17 protein-coding genes are annotated in these 23603 nt (G+C 73.4%); 9 read left to right on the top strand and 8 right to left on the bottom strand.

What is annotated here, in order from left to right; all coding sequences use genetic code 11:
- Positions 1 to 186 precede the first annotated feature (186 nt).
- The 3 genes from ACIA8F_RS25165 (at position 187) to ACIA8F_RS25155 (ending at position 2598) form a co-directional block, all read left to right on the top strand.
- Positions 187 to 672: a hypothetical protein gene (locus ACIA8F_RS25165; RefSeq protein ID WP_399382013.1), complete on the top strand. Its 486-nt coding sequence runs from the start codon at positions 187 to 189 to the stop codon at positions 670 to 672.
- Positions 673 to 806: 134 nt separating this feature from the next.
- A complete protein-coding gene (locus tag ACIA8F_RS25160) occupies positions 807 to 1373 on the top strand; it encodes a hypothetical protein (protein WP_399382012.1) in 567 nt (188 codons plus the stop codon).
- 160 nt (positions 1374 to 1533) lie between these two features.
- Positions 1534 to 2598, top strand: coding sequence for a serine/threonine-protein kinase (locus tag ACIA8F_RS25155; protein WP_399382010.1), 1065 nt, complete (start codon positions 1534 to 1536; stop codon positions 2596 to 2598).
- On the opposite strand, the gene ACIA8F_RS25150 is transcribed toward ACIA8F_RS25155, so the two are convergent.
- The 3 genes from ACIA8F_RS25150 to ACIA8F_RS25140 all read right to left on the bottom strand — a co-directional run bounded on the left by ACIA8F_RS25150 (position 2549) and on the right by ACIA8F_RS25140 (position 7884).
- Positions 2549 to 2785 carry a response regulator transcription factor gene (locus ACIA8F_RS25150; protein ID WP_399382008.1) on the bottom strand — a complete coding sequence of 79 codons (237 nt, stop codon included), beginning with the start codon at positions 2783 to 2785 and terminating at the stop codon, positions 2549 to 2551. The genes ACIA8F_RS25155 and ACIA8F_RS25150 overlap by 50 nt on opposite strands.
- A 176-nt stretch (positions 2786 to 2961) precedes the next feature.
- Positions 2962 to 5457 carry a SpoIIE family protein phosphatase gene (locus ACIA8F_RS25145; protein ID WP_399382007.1) on the bottom strand — a complete coding sequence of 832 codons (2496 nt, stop codon included), beginning with the start codon at positions 5455 to 5457 and terminating at the stop codon, positions 2962 to 2964.
- 228 nt (positions 5458 to 5685) lie between these two features.
- A complete protein-coding gene (locus tag ACIA8F_RS25140) occupies positions 5686 to 7884 on the bottom strand; it encodes an acyltransferase domain-containing protein (RefSeq protein ID WP_399382005.1) in 2199 nt (732 codons plus the stop codon).
- Between the two features lie 223 nt (positions 7885 to 8107).
- On the opposite strand from ACIA8F_RS25140, the gene ACIA8F_RS25135 reads away from it, so the two are divergent.
- The gene (locus ACIA8F_RS25135) at positions 8108 to 8758 is read left to right on the top strand and encodes a hypothetical protein (protein ID WP_399382003.1); all 651 of its coding nucleotides are present in this window, start codon (positions 8108 to 8110) and stop codon (positions 8756 to 8758) included.
- Between the two features lie 168 nt (positions 8759 to 8926).
- Here the strand turns inward: ACIA8F_RS25135 and ACIA8F_RS25130 are convergent, their stop codons facing one another.
- Complete coding sequence (locus ACIA8F_RS25130; RefSeq protein WP_399382001.1) at positions 8927 to 10606, bottom strand: carbohydrate binding domain-containing protein; 1680 nt, start codon at positions 10604 to 10606, stop codon at positions 8927 to 8929.
- 294 nt (positions 10607 to 10900) lie between these two features.
- Between ACIA8F_RS25130 and ACIA8F_RS25125 the strand changes: the two genes are divergently transcribed.
- The 5 genes from ACIA8F_RS25125 (at position 10901) to ACIA8F_RS25105 (ending at position 19759) form a co-directional block, all read left to right on the top strand.
- On the top strand, positions 10901 to 11857 hold the full coding sequence (locus ACIA8F_RS25125; protein ID WP_399381999.1) for a GlxA family transcriptional regulator: 957 nt from the start codon (positions 10901 to 10903) through the stop codon (positions 11855 to 11857).
- 121 nt (positions 11858 to 11978) lie between these two features.
- Positions 11979 to 12977 (top strand): type I glyceraldehyde-3-phosphate dehydrogenase, encoded by a 999-nt coding sequence (gene gap / locus ACIA8F_RS25120; protein WP_383954724.1) that lies wholly within the window; start codon positions 11979 to 11981, stop codon positions 12975 to 12977.
- 314 nt (positions 12978 to 13291) lie between these two features.
- Entirely contained in the window at positions 13292 to 17293 is a 4002-nt protein-coding gene (locus ACIA8F_RS25115; RefSeq protein ID WP_399381997.1) for a Pls/PosA family non-ribosomal peptide synthetase, read from the top strand.
- A gap of 86 nt (positions 17294 to 17379) precedes the next feature.
- Complete coding sequence (locus ACIA8F_RS25110) at positions 17380 to 18717, top strand: M1 family metallopeptidase (RefSeq protein ID WP_399381995.1); 1338 nt, start codon at positions 17380 to 17382, stop codon at positions 18715 to 18717.
- A gap of 163 nt (positions 18718 to 18880) precedes the next feature.
- Entirely contained in the window at positions 18881 to 19759 is an 879-nt protein-coding gene (locus tag ACIA8F_RS25105; RefSeq protein WP_399381994.1) for a GNAT family N-acetyltransferase, read from the top strand.
- Between the two features lie 72 nt (positions 19760 to 19831).
- Here the strand turns inward: ACIA8F_RS25105 and ACIA8F_RS25100 are convergent, their stop codons facing one another.
- The 4 genes from ACIA8F_RS25100 to ACIA8F_RS25085 form a co-directional block, all read right to left on the bottom strand.
- On the bottom strand, positions 19832 to 20206 hold the full coding sequence (locus tag ACIA8F_RS25100) for a hypothetical protein (RefSeq protein WP_399381992.1): 375 nt from the start codon (positions 20204 to 20206) through the stop codon (positions 19832 to 19834).
- 641 nt (positions 20207 to 20847) lie between these two features.
- Positions 20848 to 21339 carry a hypothetical protein gene (locus ACIA8F_RS25095; protein WP_399381990.1) on the bottom strand — a complete coding sequence of 164 codons (492 nt, stop codon included), beginning with the start codon at positions 21337 to 21339 and terminating at the stop codon, positions 20848 to 20850.
- The gene (locus tag ACIA8F_RS25090) at positions 21330 to 21761 is read right to left on the bottom strand and encodes a hypothetical protein (RefSeq protein WP_399381988.1); all 432 of its coding nucleotides are present in this window, start codon (positions 21759 to 21761) and stop codon (positions 21330 to 21332) included. Before ACIA8F_RS25090 ends, ACIA8F_RS25095 begins: the two co-directional genes overlap by 10 nt.
- Before the next feature lie 48 nt (positions 21762 to 21809).
- On the bottom strand, positions 21810 to 23537 hold the full coding sequence (locus ACIA8F_RS25085; protein ID WP_399381986.1) for a SulP family inorganic anion transporter: 1728 nt from the start codon (positions 23535 to 23537) through the stop codon (positions 21810 to 21812).
- Positions 23538 to 23603: the final 66 nt, after the last annotated feature.

The raw sequence follows: 23603 nt of genomic DNA, 5'->3' as shown, positions 1-23603 counted from the left end.
CGGCTTTGGGGGCGCCCGGGGGGGCGCGGGGGCCCGCGTGCCATACATATTCTATGTCCACCCCCCCCCCCCACCGGGCGGGGGGGGGGGGGCGCCCCCCCCCCCCCCCACCCCCACCCCGCCCGCTTCACCCCTTCTTCATCCCTCATCAGCGACATCCCGTGCTCACGGAAACGGAGAACCCCCATGTTCACGAGCCCCTGGCAGCGTCCGCTCATCCTGGCGGCGGCCTCCCTGGCTTTCGTCACCGGTACGGCGTGCGCCGCGCAAGCTGCGCAGTCCCACAGCCCCGCAAGCTCCGTTTCCTCGGTCATGACCGGATCGCCCGCCCACTGCGGGCTCGGCGGCGAGGGCGGCGAGGGCGGCAAGGGTGGCGAGGGCGGCAAGGGCGGGGAACCCGGCAAGCCCGGTGAGCCCGGCAAGCCCGGCGGGGTCGGCTGCTTCCGGTTCGACGACCTGCCGGACAAGCCGAAGTCGGAGCTGACGGTGGTGGACAAGGTGCGCATCGTGGTGACCCTGCTGGCCGACGACTCCGACGAGACCAAGGAGAAGATCGCCAAGAAGTACAAGATCTCGGAACAGCAGATCGACTCCTGGAAGAAGAGCTACCTCGACGGCGACTGGCTCGCCCTGATGGGAAGCAACTCCCCCTTCTCCTCGCTCTCCTCCTGAGGAACGGGCCCGTCCGGCCCCCGGCCGGCCGGGTCCTTTTCCGTCAGAATCCGCAATTCACCGTTGGTCATTCATGATTCGTAATTCATCGTTCATCGTTCATCGTTCGCCACATCATCGGCAAGGAGAATCCCATGCGCGTGCATTCCTTGAAGTTCCGTATCGGTCTGCTCATCTCGTCGACGTTGGTCGGCGCCGGTGCGATGGCACCCGCGGCCATGGCGGCCCCGGCTCCCGCATCGGCCGTCCGGACGGCCCCGGCGTCCGGAGGCTGGGGCGGCTTCGACGGCGGTGACAGCAGACCGGGCACGAGCCGGCTCGCCGGCAAGGTCAAGGTCGGCAACGGCAGCGTCCGGGTCGGGGACCGGGTCTGCGCGGGCAACTGCAACGGAACGGTCAACGGCACCAACGGGGGCCGCGGCGGAATCTGCGCCGGGCTCTGCAACGGCAGCGCCAACGGCGGCAACGGCACCCAGGGCCTCCCCTCCGGCAACGGTACGAAGGGCGGCAACGGCGGGATCTGCGCCGGAGTGTGCGGCGGCAGCGTCAACGGCGGCAACGGAGGCAACGGCGGCAACGCGATCCCCGGCGGCGACGGGGGCAACGGCGGCAAGGGCGGCACCGGCGGCATCTGCATCGGTGTCGGCTGCGAAAGCAGCGGCCGCGGCGGCAACGGCGGAGCCGGCGGCGACGACGACTGACAGCCAGGACCTCCCGGACAGCCAGGATCTCCCGGACAGCCCGGACCTCCCCGACAGTCCGGACCTCCCGGCCGGGACACCCACCCGTGGGGCGAGCACCGCGCTCGCCCCACGGGCGTGCGTGTGGACCGCTGACTAGACTGGCCGAGGGAGGCGCCTGATGGGCACGGCAGCGAACCGGGGCCTTTATACGGGCCGCGCCTCCGGCCTGATCGGGCTCCAGATCGCCGGTTACCGGATCGAGCGCATCATCGGCCGGGGCGGCATGGCCGTCGTCTACCAGGCGAAGGACCTGCGCCTGGACCGTACGGTCGCGCTCAAGCTGATCGCCCCGGAACGCGTCCGGGACGAGGTCTTCCGGCGCCGCTTCGCCCACGAGTCCCGCGTCGCCGCGAGGATCGAGCACCCGCACATCGTGCCCGTCTTCGAAGCCGGGGAGACCGACGGGGTCCTCTACATCGCCATGCGGTACGTCGCCGGACCGGACCTGCGGATGCTGCTGGACCGGGAGGGACCGCTGCCGGTCGCGACCGCGCTGCGCATCGCCGGCCAGGTGGCATCGGCGCTCGACGCGGCCCATGAGCACGATCTGGTGCACCGGGACGTCAAACCCGCCAACATCCTGGTCGCCGAGGGCACCGACAGCGAGCACCCGGAGCACGTCTACCTCACGGACTTCGGGCTGACGAAGAAGTCGCTGGCGCTCACCGGGTTCACCACGGCGGGCGAGTTCGTCGGCACGGTCGACTACATGGCCCCGGAGCAGATCGCCGGGCGCCCGGTCGACGGCAGGTGCGATGTCTACAGCCTCGGCTGTGTCGTCTACGAGTCGCTCGCCGGCGAGCCGCCCTTCGTGCGGGACGACGCCCCCGCGCTGCTGTGGGCGCACCAATACGACAAGCCGCCTCCCCTGACGGAGAAGCGGCCCGATATCGCGCCGGCGGCCGGCGGGGTACTGGCGAAGGCTCTGGCGAAGGTCCCGGAGGACCGTTACGACTCCTGCCTGGAATTCGTGGCGGCGCTGCGTGCGGCCACGGCCGTGGCACCCGCCCGGCGAACCGCTCTGCGGTCCGGGAGCCCGGGGGACGGGGATCGGGAGGCCGGGGGCCGGAAGGACGGTGAACCCGGGGACGGGACGCCGCCCAGGGAGCCGCCGGACTGGGCCCGGCCGGTGTTCACAGTCCCATCGAGACGGCCAGGCGGGTCATCTCCGCCGTGGTGTTGATGCCCAGCTTGACGCGGATGCGGCGCAGGTAGGCGTCGACCGTGTGCTTGGAGAGTCCCATGGAGCGGGCCGTCTGTACGTAGGTGCACCCGGCGGCGATGTGACGCAGCGCCTCCTGCTCGCGCGGGGCGAGGACGGCTGCGGGGGTCTCGGCTTCGGTGTGCGGCGCGACCAGTGTGAGGCTCATGGGACTTCCTCCGCTTCGGCTCGGTCATCACGGCTGCTCGCACCTTTGAAAGCAGAGGACATGTCCACGAATGTGAATGTATGTCCGTGTTAAAGAGCCTGTGGGTGGGAGTTCATGAGCCTGTCCGTCCTGTGTCACGGGCGTGTCACAGGGGAGGGGAGAAGGTCCCGGGACCGCTAGAAATCGACGAGGGACTGCTCGGCCCAGATGGTCTTGCCGAAGAGGGTGTGCCGGGTGCCCCAGCGCTGGGTGAGCTGCGCGACCAGCAGCAGGCCGCGCCCTCCCTCGTCGAAGATCCGGGCGCGCCGCATGTGCGGGGCCGTACCGCTCGCGTCCGAGACCTCGCAGATCAGCGTCGAGCCCTCGTGGATCAGCCGGAGCTGTACGGGGGCCTCGCCGTAGCGGATGGCGTTGGTGACCAGCTCGCTCACCACCAGCTCCGTGACGAAGGCGGCCTCGTCGAGCCCCCAGACGGTCAGTTGGTCGGTGGCGTTGCGCCGGGCCTGCGCCACGAAGGAGGGGTCGGAGGGCAGGTCCCAGACGGCGACCTTGTCGGTGTGCAGGGCCCTGGTCCGGGCGACGAGCAGCGCCACGTCGTCCTCGGGACGGTGGGTCAGCAGGGCCGTCAGCACCCGGTCGCAGACGGTGTCCAGGGTGGAGGCGGGCAGGATCAGGGCCGCGAGCATGCTGTCCAGAGCCTCGTCGATGTCGTGGTCACGGGCCTGGAGGAGGCCGTCGGTGTAGAGCGCGAGGAGACTGCCCTCGGGAAGCTCCACCTCGACGGTCTCGAAGGGCAGGCCCCCCAGGCCCAGCGGCGGCCCCGCCGGGACGTCGAGCAGGTACGCGGAGCCCTCGGGGGAGACCACGGCGGGCGGCGGATGACCGGCCCGTGCGGCGGTGCACCGGCGGGTCACCGGGTCGTACACCACGTACAGGCAGGTGGTGCCGATGCCACTGGCGTCGTCCCCGCCCGTCTCCGAGGCCGACAGGTGGAGGATCAGGTCGTCGAGATGGGTGAGCAGCTCGTCGGGCGGCAGGTCCACGTCGGCCAGGGTGCGCACCGCGGTGCGCAGCCGGCCCATGGTGGCGGAGGCGCGCATGCCGTGGCCGACGACATCGCCCACGACCAGGGCCACCCGGGCCCCGGACAGCGGGATCACGTCGAACCAGTCGCCGCCCACCCCGGCATCGCCGGCGGCCGGCAAATAGCGGGAGGCGATCTCCAGCGCCGACTGCACGGGCAGCGTCTGGGGGAGCAGGCTGCGCTGCAGCGTCATGGTGCTGGTGTGTTCCCGGGAGGTCCGGCGCGCCCGGTGGATGCCGGTGGCCGCCCGGGCCGCGAGCTCCTCGGCCAGTCGCAGGTCCTCCGGGTCGAAGGGCTCCCGGTTCCGGTGACGGCTGAAGAAGGCCAGGCCGATGGTGGTGCCGCCGTCGCGCAGCGGCACCAGCATCATCGAATGGGTGCCGTACTCACCGATCCAGCTCGCCGCGGGATCCTGCGCGACCCACCGGGCGACGGCCGGGTCGGCGGTCCCGTACACGGCGCCCCGCCCCGCGGCCAGACACTCCGCGGGGGGCGACAGCGCCGGGTAGACGGTCGTCTCCCCGACCGCGAACCGGGACTCCTGGCTCCCGCCGAGCACCGACCGCACGGCGCTGCGGGACACCGAGACCGCGCCCGTCCCGGAACCGGGGGCCGGGCCCTCGCCGCGCGGGGAGGTCTCCAGCAGGTCGACGATCGCGAAGTCGGCGAGCCGGGGGACGGCCGCGTCGGCCAGTTCCTGCGCGGTGTGGGCACTGTCCGGGGCGGCGGTGATGATGCGGGCCCCGGCGAGGGTCGGCGGGAGCGCCGCCCGCGGGGCGGTGTCGGCCGCGGCCTTTTCGTGCGCGGTCAGGAACACGGCCCGCACCCGGCCGTCCGGACCCGGTACGGGGGCCAGCGAGGTCGCCCAGCCGGGCGCCGCGCCCCCGCCGGGCGGCCGGACGAGCCCGTCCACGGACTGCGGATCGCCGGTCTCCAGCACCCGGCGCATCCCCCGCTCGGTCTCCTCGCTCACCGCGTCGGGGGCGATCTCCGACAGGCGCAGCCCGCGCATCTGGGCCTCCTTGAGGGAGAGCGCGCGCCGCATGCCCGCGTTCGCCCGCACCAGCCGCAGGTCCTCGTCGAAGACCGCCAGGACGCAGGGGGACCGGTCGAAGGCCCAGTCGCCCAGGGCCCCGTCCCAGGGGGCCTCGGGCTCCCCGTCCGCGGCGGACATCACGAACCATTCGGCCGCCCCGTCGGCGGCCGGCCTGCGGTGCGCGAGGAGGACGGCCTCCAGCCGCCGGCCGTCCCGGTGGCGCAGCGCGACGGTGCCGCTCCACCGCTCCTGCCCGGGTGCGAGCGGCCGCGCCGCAGGGCCCGTACCGCCGGATCCCGGCGACGGTTCCGCTTGCTCCGGTCCCTCCGCCCGCCCGGACCCGTCGGGCCGGTCCGCGAGCAGCTCCGCGGCGGGCCGCCCCACGACCTCCGCGGGCGCGTAGCCGAGCAGCCGGCGGGCCTCCTCGCTCCACCCGGTCACGATGCCCTGTTCGCTGACGGTCGCCGTGGCCGTGGCCGTGTGCGCCGTCCGGGGGGAGGCGTGCGTGGTCCGGGCGGGCCGCTCACCGGGAGGGGTGGGAAGTTGCTCCATCGCCGCTCATCTCGCCTTCGCTGGCCAGGGGCTCCACTGACAAGCATCGTCCGGCGCGGCAAGGAGCACCAACGCGGGGAGAGGGCCGGGGTCGGGGCGAGACCGCCCCGGCGGGCCACGAGGAGGACGGCGCCCCCCTCGGCGGTGGGACGCGACCCGGTGCGATCGGCGGGGAGCCGGCCGGGTACGTGAAGGCAGCGGCCGGGGGCGGGTCAGGTGGCCCGGGCCTCAGCCGTCGCCGGCGCGGCCACGGCCGAGGTCCAGCAGCCGGCGGTCGCCCTCGGCGATCAGTGCGCGCGGGTCGACCGGGGCGCCCAGGACGGCGAGCCGGGCGAGTGCCAGGACGAAGGTGCGTCCGTCGTCCGGCACCTCCCCGGTGACGGGGACGACCTGGACGTCGCCGCGGCCGGCGAGGTTGCGCCGGACCGAGGTGAGGAGCGCGCTCCCGCCGCCCACCTGGAGGAAGACGCGGGCCCCCTGGTCGTAGGCGGTGCGGACGGCCTCGTCGAAGCGGACCGGCGCGGACGCGTGCCGGGCCCACAGGGCGCGCAGTTGCTCGGGGTCGGCGCAGACCTCCGCGTTCACGGAGGAGACGAACGGGACGGCGGGGGCTCCGATGCGGCGGGTGGCGAGGTCCGCGCGCATGACCTCCTCGGCGCGGGCCAGCCGAGGGGAGTGGAAGGCGTTGGACACGTCGAGGGCCGCCGTGACGATCCCGGCACCGGCGCAGGCCTCGCGCAGGGCGGCGAGACCCTCCGGGGTGCCGCTGACCACGATTTGCCGGGGCTGGTTGAAGCAGGCGAGCCACACGTCGTCGATGCCGTCGGCGAGCCGGCGGCAGGTCTCCTTGTCGGTCTGCACCGCCAGCATCCCGCCACGGAGCCCGGTCCCGGCCCGCCGCAGGGCCGCACCCCGGTGCACCAGCAGCCGTACGGCGTCCACGGGGGTGAGCGCCCCGGCCGCGGCGGCGGCCGCGAACTCCCCGGCGCTGTGGCCGAGGGCGAGGCCGGGGGTGACCCCGCAGTCGGCGAGGACCCGGGTGGCGGCGATCTGGACGGTGCCGAGCAGCGGCTGGCACACCTCGGTGGCGGCGAGCCTGCGCCCGAGCTCCCCGTTGTCCACGGGGAAGGCCCGGCCGGCCAGGTCGGCCCGGGGCACGGAGGCCTCGCCGTACAGCAGGTCGGCCAGGTCGAAGCCGAGGCCGGACCGGGCCACGGCGCTCAGGACGCAGACGGCGGAGCGGTAGGCGGGGAACCTCGCGTAGAGGTCCCGCATCATGCCCGGCTGCTGACTGCCCTGACCGGGGAAGAGGAAGGCGGTACGGCGCCGCGCGGCCGGCAGTGGGGCATCGGCGGCGAAGGCCCCGTCGCCGAGGTCGCCGCGCGCTCCGGCGAGGAGCTGCTCGCGGGCGTGGCGCAGCCGCTCGACGAAGGCCTCCGTACCGGTGGCCACGATCGCGAGCCGGGCCGGGAGCGGCGGCCGCGAGCCTAGGGTGTGGGCCAGGGCCGCCAGCGGCGTACGGTCCGCCGCGTCGAGTACGTCGAGAACCTCGCCGATGTGCTGGTCCAGCTGCTCGGGGTCGCCGGCCGAGAGGAAGAGGAGCTGGGGCCCGGCGTCACCGGTGCTCCCGGTGCTTTCGGCGCCTCCGGCGCTTCCGGTGTCCGCCGCGCGGTGCCGAGGCCGGGCACGGACCGGTTCGGGGCGCTCCTCCAGCACCACGTGGTCGGTGGCTCCGCCGGACCCGAACGAGCCGGAGGCGGCACGTCGCGGAGCGCCGCCGCCCGGAAAGGGCCGTGCGGTGTCGGAGAACCGCAGGCCCGCGGCGGCGTCCTCGTAGGCCCGCCGCACGGCGCGCAGCCGGCCCCGGCCTTCGGCGGTGGGGACCAGGGGGCCGGGGGAGGCGCCGTCGTCGGCCGAGCCGATGCCCTTGATCTCCGCGTGGACGCGGTCGCCGGCGGCGAGGGCGTCGGCGAGCGGCCGCAGCACGACGACACCGGCGCCCTGGCCGAGGACGAACCCGTCGGCCTCCGCGTCGAAGGGGCGGCACACCCCGCTGCGGGACAGGGCGCGGAGCCCGGAGAACCCGGCCAGGCCGTCGGGGGTGAGGTCGAGGTGGACGCCGCCGACGACGAGGGCGATGCGGCAGGTGCCCCGGCGCAGCCGGGCCATCGCCCGGTCGAGGGCGACCAGCGAGCCGCAGCACGCGGCGCCGACGGCGAAGCCGGGACCGCCCAGGTGGAACGGCCGGTCGCCGGGGGCGTGGACGGTCTCGTGGTTCCGGCGTTCCCCGGGCACGGCGCCGCACTGCCGTGCCCCGCAGAGCAGGAGGTTCCAGTGGCCGGTGACGTCGGTGACGTCGGGGGCGTCAGTGACGCCGGGGGCGCCGGGAAGGCGGCAGCCGGTTCCGATGATGGCGATGTCAGTCATGGCGGGTCTGCCTCCGGTCCGGGTGGCGCACGGTTCCTGCGGTGTGCAGGACGGTCGCTCTCCACCGTGCCCGGAGGCGGCGCGGGGCCGTAGACCCGGCTATTCGTTACTTGACAGGGCTCCGGCGATGGCACCCGCCCGCGGCAGGTGCGGTCCGGGACCGCGGCGTACGTTGGGAGGGGGGAGGGGAGAGGACAACGGCCGCTGCAGGAAGGGCTGACCCATGGCACACACGGCTGGCGCCCACGGCACGAACAAGGCGGCGCAGTTCCTGGAGAGCCCCTTCGTCGGGCTGTCCCCCTGGATCGTCTTCGCCTTCGTGGTGGGGCCCGGACGCTTCGAATGGGCGGTGGGGCTGGCCCTGGCCATCTCCGTCTGCCTCGTCGTCGGCAGCAGGATGGCCCGCCCAGGATCCTCCCTGAAGATCCTGGAACTCGCCGACGTCGTGTTCTTCGCGATCCTGACGGTGGTCGGGGCCTTCGCCAGTGCCGGCACGCGCCGCTGGCTGGAGACCTACGCGGGCGAGATCTCGAACATCGCCCTCTTCCTCATCGCCCTCGGCTCCATCCTGGCCGGGGTGCCGTTCACCCTGCAGTACGCCCGGGAGCAGGTGGACCGGAAGTTCTGGGACTCGCCCGTCTTCAAGCGGACGAACTACCTGATCACCGGGGTCTGGGGACTGGCCTTCCTGATCAACGCGCTCGTCGGGGCGTACGGGGACCTCGTGCTGCGCGACCCGGACAACATGTGGACCGGCTGGATCATCCAGGTCCTCACCATCATCGGAGCCGTGCGCTTCACCGAGAAGTATCCGGAGGTCGTACGGGCCCGGGTCCGGGCCGGCGCCGAAGGGCAGACGCCGGCCGGTTCCTGACCCCGGCCGGTCCCTGACCCCGGCCGGTCCCTGACCCCGGCCGGTCCTTGACCCCGGCCGGTCCCTGATCCCGGCCGGTTCCTGACGCCGACCGGTTTCCGGCCCCGAACGCACAGCGGGGGCCGCCGCGGACGACCGCGACGGCCCCCGCTGCCGCGAGGCGGTGGATCAGCCGGTGAAGCCGGCCGTGATGGAGGTGAACTGCCAGTCGCTCTGGGCGATGCCGGAGCAGGTCTCCTGCAGGCCGCCGCCGGGGCAGCCGCGGTCGCGGTTCACCGACCAGAAGGCGAGGCGCGCGATGTGGTGGGAGTTGGCCCAGTTGCGGATGTCGGTCCAGTTCTGGACGGTGGTGGTCTCCTGGGTGTCGCTGAGGCCGTTCATGCCCGAGATGCCGATGTGGGAGTACGCGGTCGCGTCGTCCCAGCCGTAGACGGACTTCAGCTTGGCCTTGAGGCCCTCGGTGGCGCTGACGGTGCTGGCGTACATGTCCGTCGAGGCGTTGCCGAAGTCGAAGGGCATGATCGTGAAGACGTCGATGCCGGCGTTCAGCGCCTTGGACTGCTCGATCAGGCGGTTGCCCCAGCTGGTCGGGCCGGTGGTGGCGGTGCCGAAGGTCAGGATGGTCTTCAGGCCGGGGTTGTTCTGCTTGACGATCTTGAGCGCGCCGAGGATGCGGTCCTGGACCACGGCGTTCTCGAACTCGTCGGTGTTCTCGATGTCCACGTCGATGGCCTTGAGGCCGTACGCGGAGATGACCTGCTGGTAGGCCCCCGCCAGAGCCTCGGCGCTGGAGCAGTTGGGGCCGAGCTTGTTGCCCTGCCAGCCGCCGATGGAGGGGACGATGTCGCCGCCCGCCGCGCGGATCGAGGCGATGGTGCTCTGGTCCACGCCGCCGGTCAGCGGGCGCTGTCCGTCCCAGGACGCGTTGCAGCCGCCGGAGGAGAGGATGAACGCCATGGTGAACCACTTGGTGCCGGTCGCGTTCATCACCGTGGTCGGGCTCGGCGGGTTGCCCCAGCCGAGGTAGAGGTACGGCGCGGCCTGCTTGAAGCCGGTCGGCGGCGTGGTCCCGGTGTCGGTGGTGACGTTGACGGTGTTCGAGGCCGCCGAGGTGTTCCCCGCGGCGTCGCGGGCCCGCACGGTGAAGGCGTAGGCGCTGCTGGGGGTCAGGCCGCTGACGGTCGCGCCGGTGGTGGCGGAGGTCGCGACCTTGGTGGCGCCCTGGTAGACGTCGTAGCCGCTCACGCCCACGTTGTCGGTGGAGGCGGTCCAGCTCAGGGAGGCGGTGGTGGAGGTCTTGCCGGTGGCGGTGAGGCTGCCGGGCACGGTGGGCGCCTGGGTGTCGGCGCTGCCGCCCGGGCCGTCCAGGGTGATGTCGTCGGCGTAGTAAGTGCCCTGTCCGTACCAGCCGTTGAGGTAGACCTCGGCGCTCGTCTGGGAGGCGCCGGTGGTGAAGGCGACGGTCAGCTTGGTGTACGCGGACGCCGAGGGGGTCCAGGTGGAGGTGCCGCCGGTGACCCCGAGGTAGACGTAGCTGCCGCGGACCCAGGCGGAGAGCGTGTAGCTGGTGTTGGGCTGGACGGCGACGGTCTGCACGCACTTGGCGTTGTCGCTCGCGCTGGCCGCGGCGGCCAGCGCCTTGCTCCCGCCGTGCACCGGCGAGGCGACCACGGAGCCCAGCCCGCCGGAACAGGACCAGCCGGCCGTGGTGCCGGACTCGAAGTCGCCGTTCGAGAGGATGTTGGCGCCGAAGGCGGCCCCGGGGGAGGTCAGCACCGCGGCGGCGCCGAGCAGCGTCGCGCCGAGGCCGCAGGCCAGCCGCGTACGGGTTCGGGTAGGGGTACGCAAGGAAGTGCCTCCAGTGGGAATGGGGGGACGGCATGGAGCGCGAAGCCTGGGCGTGCGGCCCGCCGGGGGCGTGTGGGGACGGGCGGCGGGCCCGTGGGTGGGGGGCCTGCGGCCGGGCGGGCGTGGGCAGTTGACGTCGTATCCGCTTCGTGTGCGCTCCGTGGCCGGGAACCTAATCCTCCGGAAGGACCGCCGTCAACAGGTCTGGACCAACTGATAGGTGGTTATCTCAATCGGAAGGTTTACTAACCTTGAAGCTTGACAAGCCTCCCGCCCCTTCGGAAGCATGTCGCGGTGCCAGCTCCCCGCCCCCACCACGTCGCCGTACTCGTCCTCGAAGGGGCGAAACCCCTCGACGTCGGCATCCCCGCCCAGGTGTTCACGACCCGCGCGAGCATGCCCTACGAGGTCCGGGTCTGCGGCGCCGCCCCGGGACTCGTGACCGGCGGTGACGGCCTCTCCTACTCCGTCGCCCACGGCCTCGAAGCCCTCGCCTGGGCCGACACCGTCTTCGTCCCCGGCTACCGCTTCCCCGACCGCGAGGACCCGCCGCGGGCCGTCGTCGACGCGCTGATCGCCGCCCACGAACGGGGAGCCCGGCTCGCGGCCATCTCCACGGGAGCCTTCGCACTCGCCGCCACGGGCCTGCTCGACGGCAAGCGCGCCACCACGCACTGGCACTACACCCGGGCGCTCGCGGCGAAGTGGCCCCTGGTCCGCGTCGACGAGAACGTCCTGTTCGTCGACGAGGGCTCCGTGCTTACCTCGGCCGGAGCCGCCTCCGGCATCGACCTGTGCCTGCACGTCCTGCGCAGCGACCTCGGAGTCGCCGCGTCCAACCACACCGCCCGCCGGCTGGTCGCGGCCCCCTACCGCAGCGGCGGCCAGGCGCAGTACGTCCAGCGCAGCGTGCCCGAACCGCTCGGCCCGCGCTTCGCCGCCACCCGCGAGTGGGCGCTGCACCGGCTCGGCGAACCCCTCACCCTGGAAACCCTCGCCCGGCACGCGGCGGTGTCCCCGCGCACGTTCTCGCGCCGCTTCGCCGAGGACACCGGCTACACGCCGATGCAGTGGGTGATGCGCGCCCGCATCGACGTGGCCCGCGAGCTCCTGGAGCGTTCGGAGCGCAGCGTGGAGCAGATCGCCGCGGACGTGGGCCTCGGCACCGGCGCCAACCTCCGCCTGCACTTCCAGCACATCCTGCGGACCACCCCGAGCGAGTACCGCCGCACCTTCGCCCGGGGCGAGTGAGCCCGGATCAGCCGCCGCGTGGCGCGATCCTTGCGGACCGTGGCGATCGCGCCGCTGTCGCGGACCCGCCGCGGAGGCGAACCTGGTGGTGAACCCAAGGGACAGGGAACAGGGAGACACCATGACTCGCATCGCCATCAACGGATTCGGCCGCATCGGACGCAACGTGCTCCGCGCACTGCTCGAACGCGACAGCAAGCTCGAGGTCGTCGCCGTCAACGACCTCACCGAGCCCGCCACCCTCGCGCGGCTGCTCGCGTACGACACCACCTCGGGCCGGCTCGGCCGCCCGGTGACCGTGGACGGGGACGTCCTCGTCGTCGACGGCCGCCGCATCAAGGTGCTGGCCGAGCGCGAGCCCTCGCAGCTGCCCTGGGCCGAGCTCGGCGTGGACATCGTGCTGGAGGCGACCGGCCGCTTCGCCACCGCCAAGGCCGCGAGCGCGCACATCGACGCCGGAGCCAAGAAGGTGCTCGTCAGCGCACCGGCGGACGGGGCCGACATCACCCTCGCGTTCGGCGTGAACAGCGACTCCTACGACCCGGCGCTGCACACCATCGTCTCCAACGCCTCGTGCACGACCAACGCGCTCGCGCCGCTGGCCGCCGTACTGGACGAACTCGCGGGCATCGAGCACGGGTTCATGACCACCGTGCACGCCTACACGCAGGAGCAGAACCTCCAGGACGGTCCGCACCGCGACCCCCGCCGCGCCCGCGCCGCCGCCGTGAACATCGTGCCGACCACGACGGGCGCCGCCAAGGCCATCGGCCTGGTCCTGCCGAACCTGGACGGCAAGCTGTCCGGCGACTCGATCCGCGTCCCCGTTCCGGTCGGTTCGATCGTCGAGCTGAACACCACCGTCGCCCGCGACGTGACCCGCGAGGACGTCCTGGCCGCCTACCGCGCCGCCGCCGAAGGGCCGCTCGCCGGCGTGCTGGAGTACTCGGACGACCCGCTGGTCTCCTCCGACATCACGGGCAACCCGGCCTCCTCCATCTTCGACTCGCAGCTCACCCGCGTCGAAGGTCGCCACATCAAGGTGGTGGCCTGGTACGACAACGAGTGGGGCTTCTCGAACCGGGTCATCGACACGCTCGAACTCCTCGCGAGCCGCTGACCCCGGCTCCCCCTCACAGGGCGCGGGGGCGGGGGGGGGGGGGGGGGGGGGGGGGGGGGGGGGGGGGGGGGGCCCCCCCCCGCCCCCCGCCCCCCCCCCCCCCCCCCCCCCCCCCCCCCCGCGGGGGGCGCCCCCCCCCCCCCCCCCCCGCTGCCTTTTACCGCCCCTTACCGGCCATGCGCAAGGCTTGAAACAGAAAATCCTTGATGTCGCACTAGACTGGCGGGTTGTTTGGCGCTGGACCGGAACAACCTGGGCAGACCCGGGCTCCGCCCGGCGCCCCGGAGGCTTCCGGGAACACGACGCGAGGGCCGATGGCAGCCACACCAGAGCACGGTGAAGTCACTCTGCTCGACGACGGGACCGGGCTCGGCGAAGGGCACGCGTCCGACGCCGGCGAAGGACACGCGTGCGTCCCCGGCGAAGGACACCCGTCCGACGCCGCAGACGGACCCGGGGAGTCCGGCAAATCGGCCCGGTTCTCCGCCGGACCCGCCGCCCCGGCGCGCACCCTGATCGACGTCTTCGAGGCCTCCGTACGGGCCCACCCCGACGAGCTCGCCCTGGACGACGGAGCCGTCCGGCTGACCTACCGGGCCCTCGCCGCCGAGGTGGAGCGCCGGCGCCGGGCCCTCGCGGCCGCCGGAGTGGGCCTCGGCGACCGGGTCGGCGTACGGGTCCCGTCCGGGACCAACGAGCTGTACGCCGGCATCCTGGCCGTCCTCGCGGCGGGCGCCGCCTACGTCCCCGTGGACGCCGAGGACCCGGACGAGCGGGCCGACCTGGTCTTCGGCGAGGCCGGAGTACGGGCCGTGCTGGGCGCCGACCAGCGGATCGAGGTCGCCGACCCGGGCAAGGACGCCGCCCCCGCAGGCGCCCCGGCCGCCCGCCCCGGCCCCGAACACGACGCGTGGATCATCTTCACCTCCGGCTCCACCGGCAAGCCCAAGGGCGTGGCCGTCAGCCACCGCAGCGCCGCCGCCTTCGTGGACGCCGAAGCCGCGCTGTTCCTCACCGAGGAGCCGATCGGCCCCGGCGACCGGGTCATGGCCGGACTGTCCGTGGCCTTCGACGCCTCCTGCGAGGAGATGTGGCTGGCCTGGCGCTACGGGGCCTGCCTCGTACCCGTGCCCCGCTCCCAGGTGCGCAGCGGCGCCGACCTCGGCCCCTGGCTGGCCGAGCAGGAGATCACCGTCGTCTCCACGGTGCCGACCCTGGCCGCGCTGTGGGAGCCCGAGACCCTCAACGAGGTCCGGCTGCTCATCTTCGGCGGCGAGGCCTGCCCGCCCGAACTCACCCAGCGGCTGGTCACCGAGGGCCGCGAGGTCTGGAACACCTACGGCCCCACCGAAGCCACCGTCGTCGCCTGCGCCTCCCTGCTGACCGGCGAGGAACCGATCCGCATCGGCCTCCCGCTGAACGGCTGGGAACTGGCCGTCGTCGACGAATCCGGCGAACCGGTGCCCATGGGCGGCAGCGGCCAGCTCGTCATCGGCGGCGTCGGCCTGGCCCGCTACCTCGACCCCGCGAAGGACGCCGAGAAGTACGCCCCGCTGGAATCCCTCGGCTGGGAGCGCGCCTACCGCAGCGGCGACCTGGTCCGCGCGGAGCCCGAGGGCCTGGTCTTCCTGGGCCGCGGCGACGAGCAGATCAAGCTCGGCGGCCGCCGGATCGAACTGGGCGAGGTGGACGCCGCCCTCCAGGCCCTGCCCGGGGTCGCCGGCGCGGCCGCCGCCGTCCGCACGGCCCGCAGCGGCAACCAGCTCCTCGTCGGCTACCTGGTCACCCAGGACGGCTGGGACCACGCGGCCGCCGTGACCCGGCTCCGCTCCGAGCTGCCCGCAGCCCTCGTACCGCTGCTCGCACCGGTCGGGGAACTGCCCACCCGCACCTCCGGCAAGGTCGACCGCAACGCACTGCCCTGGCCGCTCCCGGAACTGGAGACCAGCGGACCCACCGAGCAGCTCTACGGGACCGAGGCCTGGCTCGCCGAGCAGTGGAGCGAGACCCTGGGCGTGGCCGTCACCGGCGCCGCCGACGACTTCTTCGCGATCGGCGGCAGCAGTCTCGCCGCCGCCCAGCTCACCACCCGGCTGCGCACCCGCTATCCGAGCGCGGCCGTCCTCGACATCTACCAGCAGCCCACCCTGCGCAAGCTGGCCCGGCACCTGGAGAAGTCCGCGCAGGACGACGGCGCGGTCCGCACCATCGCGCCCGTGCCGCTGCGGACCAAGGTCGTCCAGACCCTGCTGCTGCTTCCGCTGTTCACCCTGGTCGGCCTGCGCTGGACGGTGGCCGTGCTGGCCCTCGGCAACGTACTGCACTGGTTCGGGGCCTACCCGTGGGCGCCGGCCGCCTCCTGGTGGCTCGTCGCCGCGGGCGCCGCACTGCTCTTCAGCCCGCCCGGCCGGCTCGCGATCGCGGCCGGCGGCGCCCGGCTGCTGCTGCGCGGGGTGAAGGCGGGGCGCCACCCGCGCGGCGGAAACGTTCACCTGCGGCTGTGGACGGCCGAGCGGCTCGCCGAATGCTCCGGCGCGACCTCGCTCACGGGCTCCTGGCTGGAGCGCTACGCGCGCGCCCTGGGCGCCAAGATCGGCCCCGAGGTGGACCTGCACTCTCTGCCGCCCGTCACGGGCATGCTCAAACTCGGCCGCGGCTGCGCCGTGGAGTCCGAGGTGGACCTCTCCGGCCACTGGCTGGACGGGGACCGGCTGGAGATCGGCGCCGTCAAGGTGGGCGCGGGCGCCGTCGTCGGCACCCGCAGCATCCTCTTCCCCGGTGCCCGGGTCGGCAAGCGGGCCGAGGTGGCCCCCGGCTCCGCCGTGGTCGGCCAGATCCCGACCGGCCAGCGCTGGGCCGGAGCCCCCGCCGGGAAACTCGGCAAGGCCAAGCGGAACTGGCCCAAGGAACGCCCGCCGCGCGGCCTGCCCTGGCGCGCCGCCTACGGGGCGGCCGGCTTCTGCCTCACCTCCCTGCCCGTGCTCGCGGCCCTGCCCGCCCTCCTCGTGGCCGGCCGGTTCGTGCCCGCCGACGCCGGGCTCGGCCGGGCCCTGGCCGGAGCACTGCTCGCCGTGGTGCCGGGTGCGCTCGCCTTCGGGTTCGCGTACGCGGCCCTGATCCTGGTCTCCGTACGCCTCCTCAGCCTCGGACTGCGCACGGGCGTCCATCCCACGCACAGCAGGATCGGCTGGCAGGCCTGGACGGTCACCCAGCTCATGGACCTCTCCCGGGAGACCCTCTTCCCCCTGTACGCCGGGCTGATCACCCCGGTGTGGCTGCGGCTGCTCGGCATGAAGATCGGCCGGGGCGCCGAGGTGTCCACCGTCCTCGCGCTGCCGAGCCTGACCACCGTCGGCGAGGGCGCCTTCCTCGCCGACGACACCCTGACCGCCCCCTACGAGCTGGGCGGCGGCTGGCTGCGGATCGGCCACTCCGAGATCGGCCGCCGGGCCTTCCTCGGCAACTCCGGCATGACCGCGCCGGGCCGCTCCGTGCCCGACGACGGGCTCGTCGGCGTCCTGTCCGCCACCCCGAAGAAGGCCAAGAAGGGCAGCTCCTACCTGGGCCTGCCGCCGGTCCGGCTGCCGCGGTCCACCGCCGACTCCGACCAGAGCCGGACCTACGATCCGCCCGCGCGGCTGCTGTGGGCGCGCGGGCTGGTCGAGCTGTGCCGGCTCGTCCCGGTGTTCTGCTCGGCCGCACTGGGCGTCCTCACCGTGGCGGCGTTCTGCGCACTGGCCGGGACGGACGGGCCCGGCGCGGGGGCGACGGCCCTGCTGTCCGGAGCGGTCCTGCTCACCGCCGGGGCGGCCGCGTGCGCGGTCGCGGCGGCCGCGAAATGGCTGCTGGTCGGCCGGCACCGGACGGGCGAGCACCCGCTGTGGAGCGGCTTCGTGTGGCGCAACGAACTGGCCGACACCTTCGTCGAGGTGCTGGCCGTGCCCTGGCTGGTCGGTTCGGTGCCCGGCACGCCGGTGCTGTCCCTGTGGCTGCGCGCGCTCGGTGCCCGGATCGGCCGGGGCGTGTGGTGCGAGAGCTACTGGCTGCCCGAGACCGACCTGGTCACGCTGGGCGACGCGGTCAGCGTGAACCGGGGCTGCGTGTTGCAGACGCACCTCTTCCACGACCGGATCTTGAGGACGGATACTGTGGTCCTGCGTGAGGGCGCCACCTTGGGCCCGGGCGGAATCGTCCTGCCCGGGAGCACGGTCGGGGCCCGCAGCACACTGGGTCCCGCCTCCCTCGTGATGGCCGGGGAATCCGTTCCCGCCGACACCCGCTGGCTGGGCAACCCGATCGAGGCGTGGCGGTCCTGAACGGCGGGTCCGGGCCCGGTACCGGGCTCCGGAGCCCGGCGCCACCAGCACGTCGTACGAGCACAACGCAGGGAGCGGAAGCGGCAGTGAACGGCCAGAAGACAGCGGCATCGGACCCGTATTTTCCGGCCAACGGCGACCCCCGTTACCGCGTGCACCGGTACGAACTCGCTCTGGAATACCGTCCCGGCCCCAACCGGCTCGCCGGGACGGCCCGGCTCAGCGCGATCGCCGGCCGGGCGCCGCTCACCGAGTTCCACCTCAACCTGGCCGAGTTCAAAATAGGCCGGGTCCTGGTGAACGGCCGGGCGCCGCACTACAGCCACCGCGGCGGCAAGCTCCGGATCCGGCCGCCCAAGCCGCTGCCCGCCGGCGCCGCCTTCACCGTGGAGGTGCACTGGGCCGGCAACCCCACCCCGGTGCGCAGCCCCTGGGGCGGGCTCGGCTGGGAGGAACTGACCGACGGCGCGCTGGTGGCCAGCCAGCCGGTCGGCGCCCCGTCCTGGTACCCGTGCAACGACCGGCCCGCGGACAAGGCCTCGTACCAGATCTCGGTCAACACACCCTCCGCCTACACGGTCGCCGCCGGGGGCCGCCTCCTCACGCGGACGACCCGCGCCTCCACGACCACCTGGGTGTACGAGCAGCCGGCGCCGACCTCCAGCTACCTGGTCGGCCTGTCCATCGGCATGTACCAGACGGTGCTGCTCGGCGACCCCGGGCTCGGCGGGGTCCCGCAGAGCGCCCACGTACCGGCGCACCTGCTGCCCCGCTTCTCCCGCGACTTCGCGCGGCAGCCCGCCATGATGCAGTTGTTCGAGGAGCTGTTCGGCCCGTACCCCTTCGGGGAGTACGCGGTGGTCGTCGCCGACGAGGAACTGGACGTGCCGGTGGAGGCCCAGGGGCTCTCCCTGTTCGGCGCCAACCACGTGGACGGCGTACGCGGCTCCGAGCGGCTCATCGCCCACGAGCTCGCGCACCAGTGGTTCGGCAACAGCGTGACCATCGCCGACTGGCGGCACATCTGGCTCAACGAGGGTTTCGCGAAGTACGCGGAATGGCTCTGGTCGGAGCGCTCCGGCGGCCGCACCGCCCACGAACTGGCCGCCGCCGCACACCGCCTGCTGTCCGGTCAGCCGCAGGACCTCCTGCTGGCCGACCCGGGCCGCAAGTTGATGTTCGACGACCGGCTCTACCAGCGCGGCGGCCTCGCCGTGCACGCGATCCGCTGCGCGCTCGGGGACGGCCCGTTCTTCCGCATGCTGCGTGAGTGGGCCACCGCGAACCGCCACGGCGTGGTCACCACGGCCGGTTTCACCGCCCACGTGGCCCGCTACGCGATGGCACCCCTGGATGACCTCTTCCGCGCCTGGCTCTCCGAACCGCCCCTCCCACCCCTGCCCGCACCGGCCGGGGCGCTGTAGAAACCCTTTGCCAGGGAGCCGCAGAACCGGTTACGTTCGCCCGAGCCGTCCGTGGTGATCAGGACAGGCCCCGTCGACGAGGAGGTGTGGAGCTCATGCGTACGAGTGCCCAGCAGGTGAGCCCGCGTACCGACTTCTGCCACCTCCTGACGACGGAGACACCTTGTCGCTTCGCATCACTCCACTGACCGACCCCGCTCACGGGGCACACAGCCGACGCCTCGCCTGGCTGGCGTCCGACGCCGATTCCGTCCCTCTGGGGACGGCCTTCCTGCGCCTCTTCGACGGCGGACAGGCGCACTTGGCCGAGCTGAGCCTCCAGGTCCATCCCACGGAGCGCCGCAAGGGCGTCGGCTCCCGGCTGCTCGACACGGCCGTGGCCGCCGCCCGGGACGAGGCCCGACGCTGCGTCAGCGCGCAGGCCGAGGCCGGATCGCCCGGTGATCTCTTCCTGCCGGCCCACGGCTTCCGCAAGGTGCTCACCTTGAGGTTCGCCCGCTTGCCGCTGGCCGGCGCGGACCTCACGGCTCTCGCCGGGATCATCGGGCGTCCGCACCCCGGCTACCGGCTGGCGTCATGGGAGGGGACCGTCCCCGACGAGCTCGCCAAGACGTTCGCCGACTCGTGCCGCGCCATGGACGACATGCCCATGGAAGACACCGACCACGGCACCACGCTCTGGGACGTGGACCGGGTCCGGGCCGCGGCGAAGGCCGTGCACGACCGCGGGGACCATCTCCACACGGTCGTCGCCCTCGACACGACCGACGGCTCGATCGCCGGGTTCACCGAACTCGTCGTCCCCGGCAACGGCAGGGGTGACGGCCAGCACTACGGCACCGGCGTCCTGCCGAAGCACCGCGGACACAGCCTCGGCCGGTGGATGAAGGCCGAGTCGATCCGCCGGGCCCGCGAGCACTATCCGGACCTCGGCGGCCTCCTGACCGACACCGCCGACAGCAACACGCACATGAGGCGGATCAGCGACAGCCTCGGCTACGTGCCCACGCACACGACGGTGCAGTACCAGCTCGACCTGTAGGACGAGCCAACGACGGGCCGGGCCGGGCATCAACCGGTCCGGCCCGTCGGCACGTTCACAGCTGGGCTGCTCCTAGAGCCAGCCCTTCTTCTTGACGAAGACGAAGGTGCCCAGCGAGGCGGCGAGGACGGTGCCGAGGAGGACCGGCAGGGCGAAGAAGTTGTCGAAGCCGTACTCGTTGAGGTGCTCGAAGTTGGCGCCCGGGATCGCGGCGAAGGTGGACGGAATGACGAACATGAGGGTCAGCGCCGTCAGCTTGCGGTTCTCCACGGTGGACTTGACCTGGTCCTCGGTCAGGGCGTTCAGGCGGTCCATGTCCCGGTTGAAGTCGCGCAGTTCGTCGCGGATCTCGTGCAGGACGGCCAGGGTCTGGGCCTGCTCTTCGGCGGACGCGGCGGCGCTCGCTGCGGCGGTCGTGGTGGTGATGGCGTGGGTGTTGATGGTCATGACAGTGCTTCCTTCTGTGGAAAGGGGAAAAGGGAAAAGGGTGTGCCGGAGCGCGAGACGTCGCGCGGACCGGACGGAGCGGCCTGTGGACGCCCCGGAAAGGGAGGGGTGGAGGAGCCCGGAGCATGCCGGACGAGCCCGCCGGAAGGGCAGGGCAGGGGGCGGCCGCGACGGGCCTGGGAAAGGTGTGATGACGGGCGGACGCGGAGCGCCGGCGGACCGCCGGGGGGTGGAGAGGGAGCTCTGGCTACGCGGAGGTGCGGCTCAGAGCGCGGCGGAGGTCGAGGCGACGCGGCTGGTCAGTGGACTCGGACTGTGATCCATGGGGCGATCGCCTCCTCTCGGCAGGGCGTATGTCATACGCGGTCGCGGCCATCGGCCATCGGATGGGCGAGCGCAGTGCACTCACGGGCGGCGACACCTCAACGCTAGCAGCAGCTCAGGGGCACAATGCGGGCCCTTGGTCCCACGGGCAGGGCCGAAGGTCCCGGCGGTGGCACGGGCCGGGTGGGCCGCGGCCGCCGCCCCGTACGGCGCAGCGCCCCGCCCGGCCCGCCGCGCCCGGGTCGGTATCCGGGGTGTCGCGGGGGCCGGGCGGGGCGTGCGGGGGGTGGGGGTCAGTACCGGGCGGAGGGTGGGGGTCAGTACCGGAGCGCGGTGCCGACGGTGGCGCGGACCTCGCCCGAGAGCTTGTGGGTGCTGCGCGCGGTCGCGTCCTTGGACTGGCCGGCGGGCACGTCGGAGACGGTGACCACCACGGTGTCCAGCGGATTGCCGGAGGCGTCCTTGTAGTCGACCTGGACGGCGAAGGACTTCGTCGACCCGTCGGTGTTGCGGGCCGTGACCGGCACGGCCGACAGGCCGTCCCCGTCGGTGGAGACGCTGCCGAGCGTCACCGCGTCCTTGGCGTCGACCCCGTCCTTGACCTCGTCCAGCTTCTTCTTCGCGGCAGCCGTGGCGGAGTCGACCGCGTCGGCGGCCTGCGACTGGACCGAGGCGGCGGCCGAGGCGGCCTTGGACACCCCGGTCGAGACGTCGCCGTCGGAGTCGGAGCAGCCGGCCGTCGTGGTGAGTACCGCCGCTGCGAGCAGGGCGCCGCAGGCGCCGCGGATCCTCTTGGGGGTCAGGGGCATGTGACGCCCGCCGAGGCCGCGACGAGGGTCTCGTCGAACTTCTGGATCTGGGGCTTCAGCTGGGTCAGGGCCGCGGACCCCGTGGTGTCGCCCGGCAGCTTCCCGAAGCCGGACTTGAGGTCGCCGACGGCGGATCCCACCGCCGACCTCTTCGCGGATTCCAGGTCCTTCAGGGAGGAGGAGACGTTGTCCCAGTCCGTCTGGACCGCGTCGACGGCGTCCTTGATCTGGTCCTTCGTCGCGGAAGCCGGGTCCAGCGCCGCCAGTTTGGCCTGGTCCGCCTTCAGGGTGGAGAGGCCGGTGCAGAGCTCCGAGGCGGCCTGGGTCGCCTGTGCCTTGGGGCTCGGGTCGTCCGAGGAGCAGCCGGTGAGGAGCAGGGCCGCGGCCGCGCCCAGGGCCGCCGCGATCGGGAGACGTTTCATGGAAATCCTTCCCATTTCGGAACTTCTGGATAAAACCTGACACACAAACTAATGGGCTGCATCCGGGGGGAGTTCGGGCTGCCCGGCTTCCGCCGCCGCCACGGCCTCGTCGACGGTGCGGTGCACCCCGCGCGCACCCAGGTGATCGCCGAGCGGGTGGCGGGCCAGCTCCGCGGCGGCCGGAGAGCGCAGCCGGGCCAGGTGCAGGGCGAGGCCCCGTCCGTCGAGTTCCTCGCGGAGTTCCTCGAGGGTGTCCAGGACGGGAACGCCGAGCTGGTAACAGGCGGTCAGGTCCAGCACGACGGCCCGGGGCGCCACCGGGGCCGTCCGCAGCTGCTCCAGTACGGCCAGCCGTACCCGGTTCACGTTGCCGAAGAAGAGGCTGCCGTCGGGGCGCACGACCAGGACGGCCGGGTCGACGGCGGCGTCCGCGTGGCCTGCCGTGTCCCCGTACAGCCGGCTCCCGGGCAGCCGGCCGAGGACGGCGACGTTGCGCCGGCTCGCGGCGGAGACGAACAGTGCGAGGGAGAGCGCGACGGCGAGCAGCAGTCCGGGCAGCAGGTCGAAGAGGAGCACGCCGAACAGGGAGGTGAGCGCCACCCACAGGCTGGGCCGGTCCAGGCGGAAGTACCGGCGCAGCTCGCCGACCCGCAGGAAGCCGCGTACGGCGAAGATGACGATGGCGCCGAGCACCGGCTCGGGCAGGTCCGTGAACAGCGGGGTGAGGAAGGCGCCGGTCAGCAGGATCAGCCCGGCCGCGATGAGCGAGACCATCGGGGTCCGGCCGCCCGCTCCGGCCGCGGCCGCGCTGCGGGAGGCGCTGCCGGAGACGACGAAGCCGCGGAAGAACCCGACGGCGATGTTGCTGAGGCCGACGGCGGCCATCTCCCGGTCGGCGTCCACCTCTTGGCCGTGCTCCCGGGCGAAGCGGTTGGCGATGCTGAAGGCCTCGGCGAAGACCACCAGGGCCACGCCCAGGGCGCCGCCGGACAGTGCGATCCAGTCGGCGGCCGGGATCCCCGGCAGGTGGGGGACCGGCACGGCCGAGGGGATGTGCCCGACGGTCTCGACGCCGTGGCGCTCCAGGTCGAGGGCCGCCGACAGGAGCAGGGCCGCCACCAGGACGATCAGGGAGGCGGGCAGGCGCGGTACGAAGCGCTCCAGCAGGAACAGCAGGGCGAGCGCGCCCGCCCCGACGGCCAGGGTCACCAGGGACCAGTGGGGGGCTCCGGACAGGACGGTCCACAGCCGCTCGAAGAAGCTGCCGTCACCGCCCGGCACGCCGACGAGCTTCGCGGCCTGCCGGACGACGATGGTCAGCGCCATGCCGAACAGGAAGCCGACCAGGGCCGGTTCGGCGAGGAAGTTGGTGAGGAACCCGAGCCGGGCCAGCCCGGCCGCCAGCAGCACCGCGCCGACGATCACCGCGAGGGCGGCCGACAGTCCGACGGCGTCCTGCGGGGAGGGGCTGACGGCCGAGACGGTGGCGGCCGACAGGACGGCCGCCGCCGAGGTGGCTCCGATGAGCAGGAAATGGGAACGGCCCAGCAGCGCGTACACGAGGAGGGCCACCGGGGCCGCGTAGAACGCGTTCTGCGGGGGGACCCCGGCGATCTGCGCGTAGGCCACGCACTCCGGCACGATCAGCGCCCACGCGGTGAGGGCCCCCAGCGTGTCGCCCCGCAGCCAACGGCCGCGGTAGCGGCGCAGCCAGGGGGGTACGAGGCCCGTCGCGGCCGCCTCGTCGTCGGGTCCTGCCGTCCGCGGAACGCTCACCGCGCGGGTCCTTTCCTCGGCTCGGGGGGCCCTCCGCACGGAGGCGGGGGTCGCACTGCCGCGGCC

Source organism: Streptomyces sp. NPDC051563 (assembly GCF_044454225.1).
GTDB lineage: Bacteria > Actinomycetota > Actinomycetes > Streptomycetales > Streptomycetaceae > Streptomyces.
Note: the sequence above shows the minus strand (reverse complement) of the source record. Positions and strands in the feature narration are given on the sequence as shown.

Bases quoted from the DNA above. Each gene is read 5' to 3' on its own strand.
- ACIA8F_RS25165 (WP_399382013.1), top strand. From the start codon at position 187: ATGTTCACGAGCCCCTGGCAGCGTCCGCTCATCCTGGCGGCGGCCTCC.
- ACIA8F_RS25160 (WP_399382012.1), top strand. From the start codon at position 807: ATGCGCGTGCATTCCTTGAAGTTCCGTATCGGTCTGCTCATCTCGTCG.
- ACIA8F_RS25155 (WP_399382010.1), top strand. From the start codon at position 1,534: ATGGGCACGGCAGCGAACCGGGGCCTTTATACGGGCCGCGCCTCCGGC.
- ACIA8F_RS25150 (WP_399382008.1), bottom strand. From the start codon at position 2,785: ATGAGCCTCACACTGGTCGCGCCGCACACCGAAGCCGAGACCCCCGCA.
- ACIA8F_RS25145 (WP_399382007.1), bottom strand. From the start codon at position 5,457: ATGGAGCAACTTCCCACCCCTCCCGGTGAGCGGCCCGCCCGGACCACG.
- ACIA8F_RS25140 (WP_399382005.1), bottom strand. From the start codon at position 7,884: ATGACTGACATCGCCATCATCGGAACCGGCTGCCGCCTTCCCGGCGCC.
- ACIA8F_RS25135 (WP_399382003.1), top strand. From the start codon at position 8,108: ATGGCACACACGGCTGGCGCCCACGGCACGAACAAGGCGGCGCAGTTC.
- gap (WP_383954724.1), top strand. From the start codon at position 11,979: ATGACTCGCATCGCCATCAACGGATTCGGCCGCATCGGACGCAACGTG.
- ACIA8F_RS25115 (WP_399381997.1), top strand. From the start codon at position 13,292: ATGGCAGCCACACCAGAGCACGGTGAAGTCACTCTGCTCGACGACGGG.
- ACIA8F_RS25100 (WP_399381992.1), bottom strand. From the start codon at position 20,206: ATGACCATCAACACCCACGCCATCACCACCACGACCGCCGCAGCGAGC.
- ACIA8F_RS25095 (WP_399381990.1), bottom strand. From the start codon at position 21,339: ATGCCCCTGACCCCCAAGAGGATCCGCGGCGCCTGCGGCGCCCTGCTC.
- ACIA8F_RS25090 (WP_399381988.1), bottom strand. From the start codon at position 21,761: ATGAAACGTCTCCCGATCGCGGCGGCCCTGGGCGCGGCCGCGGCCCTG.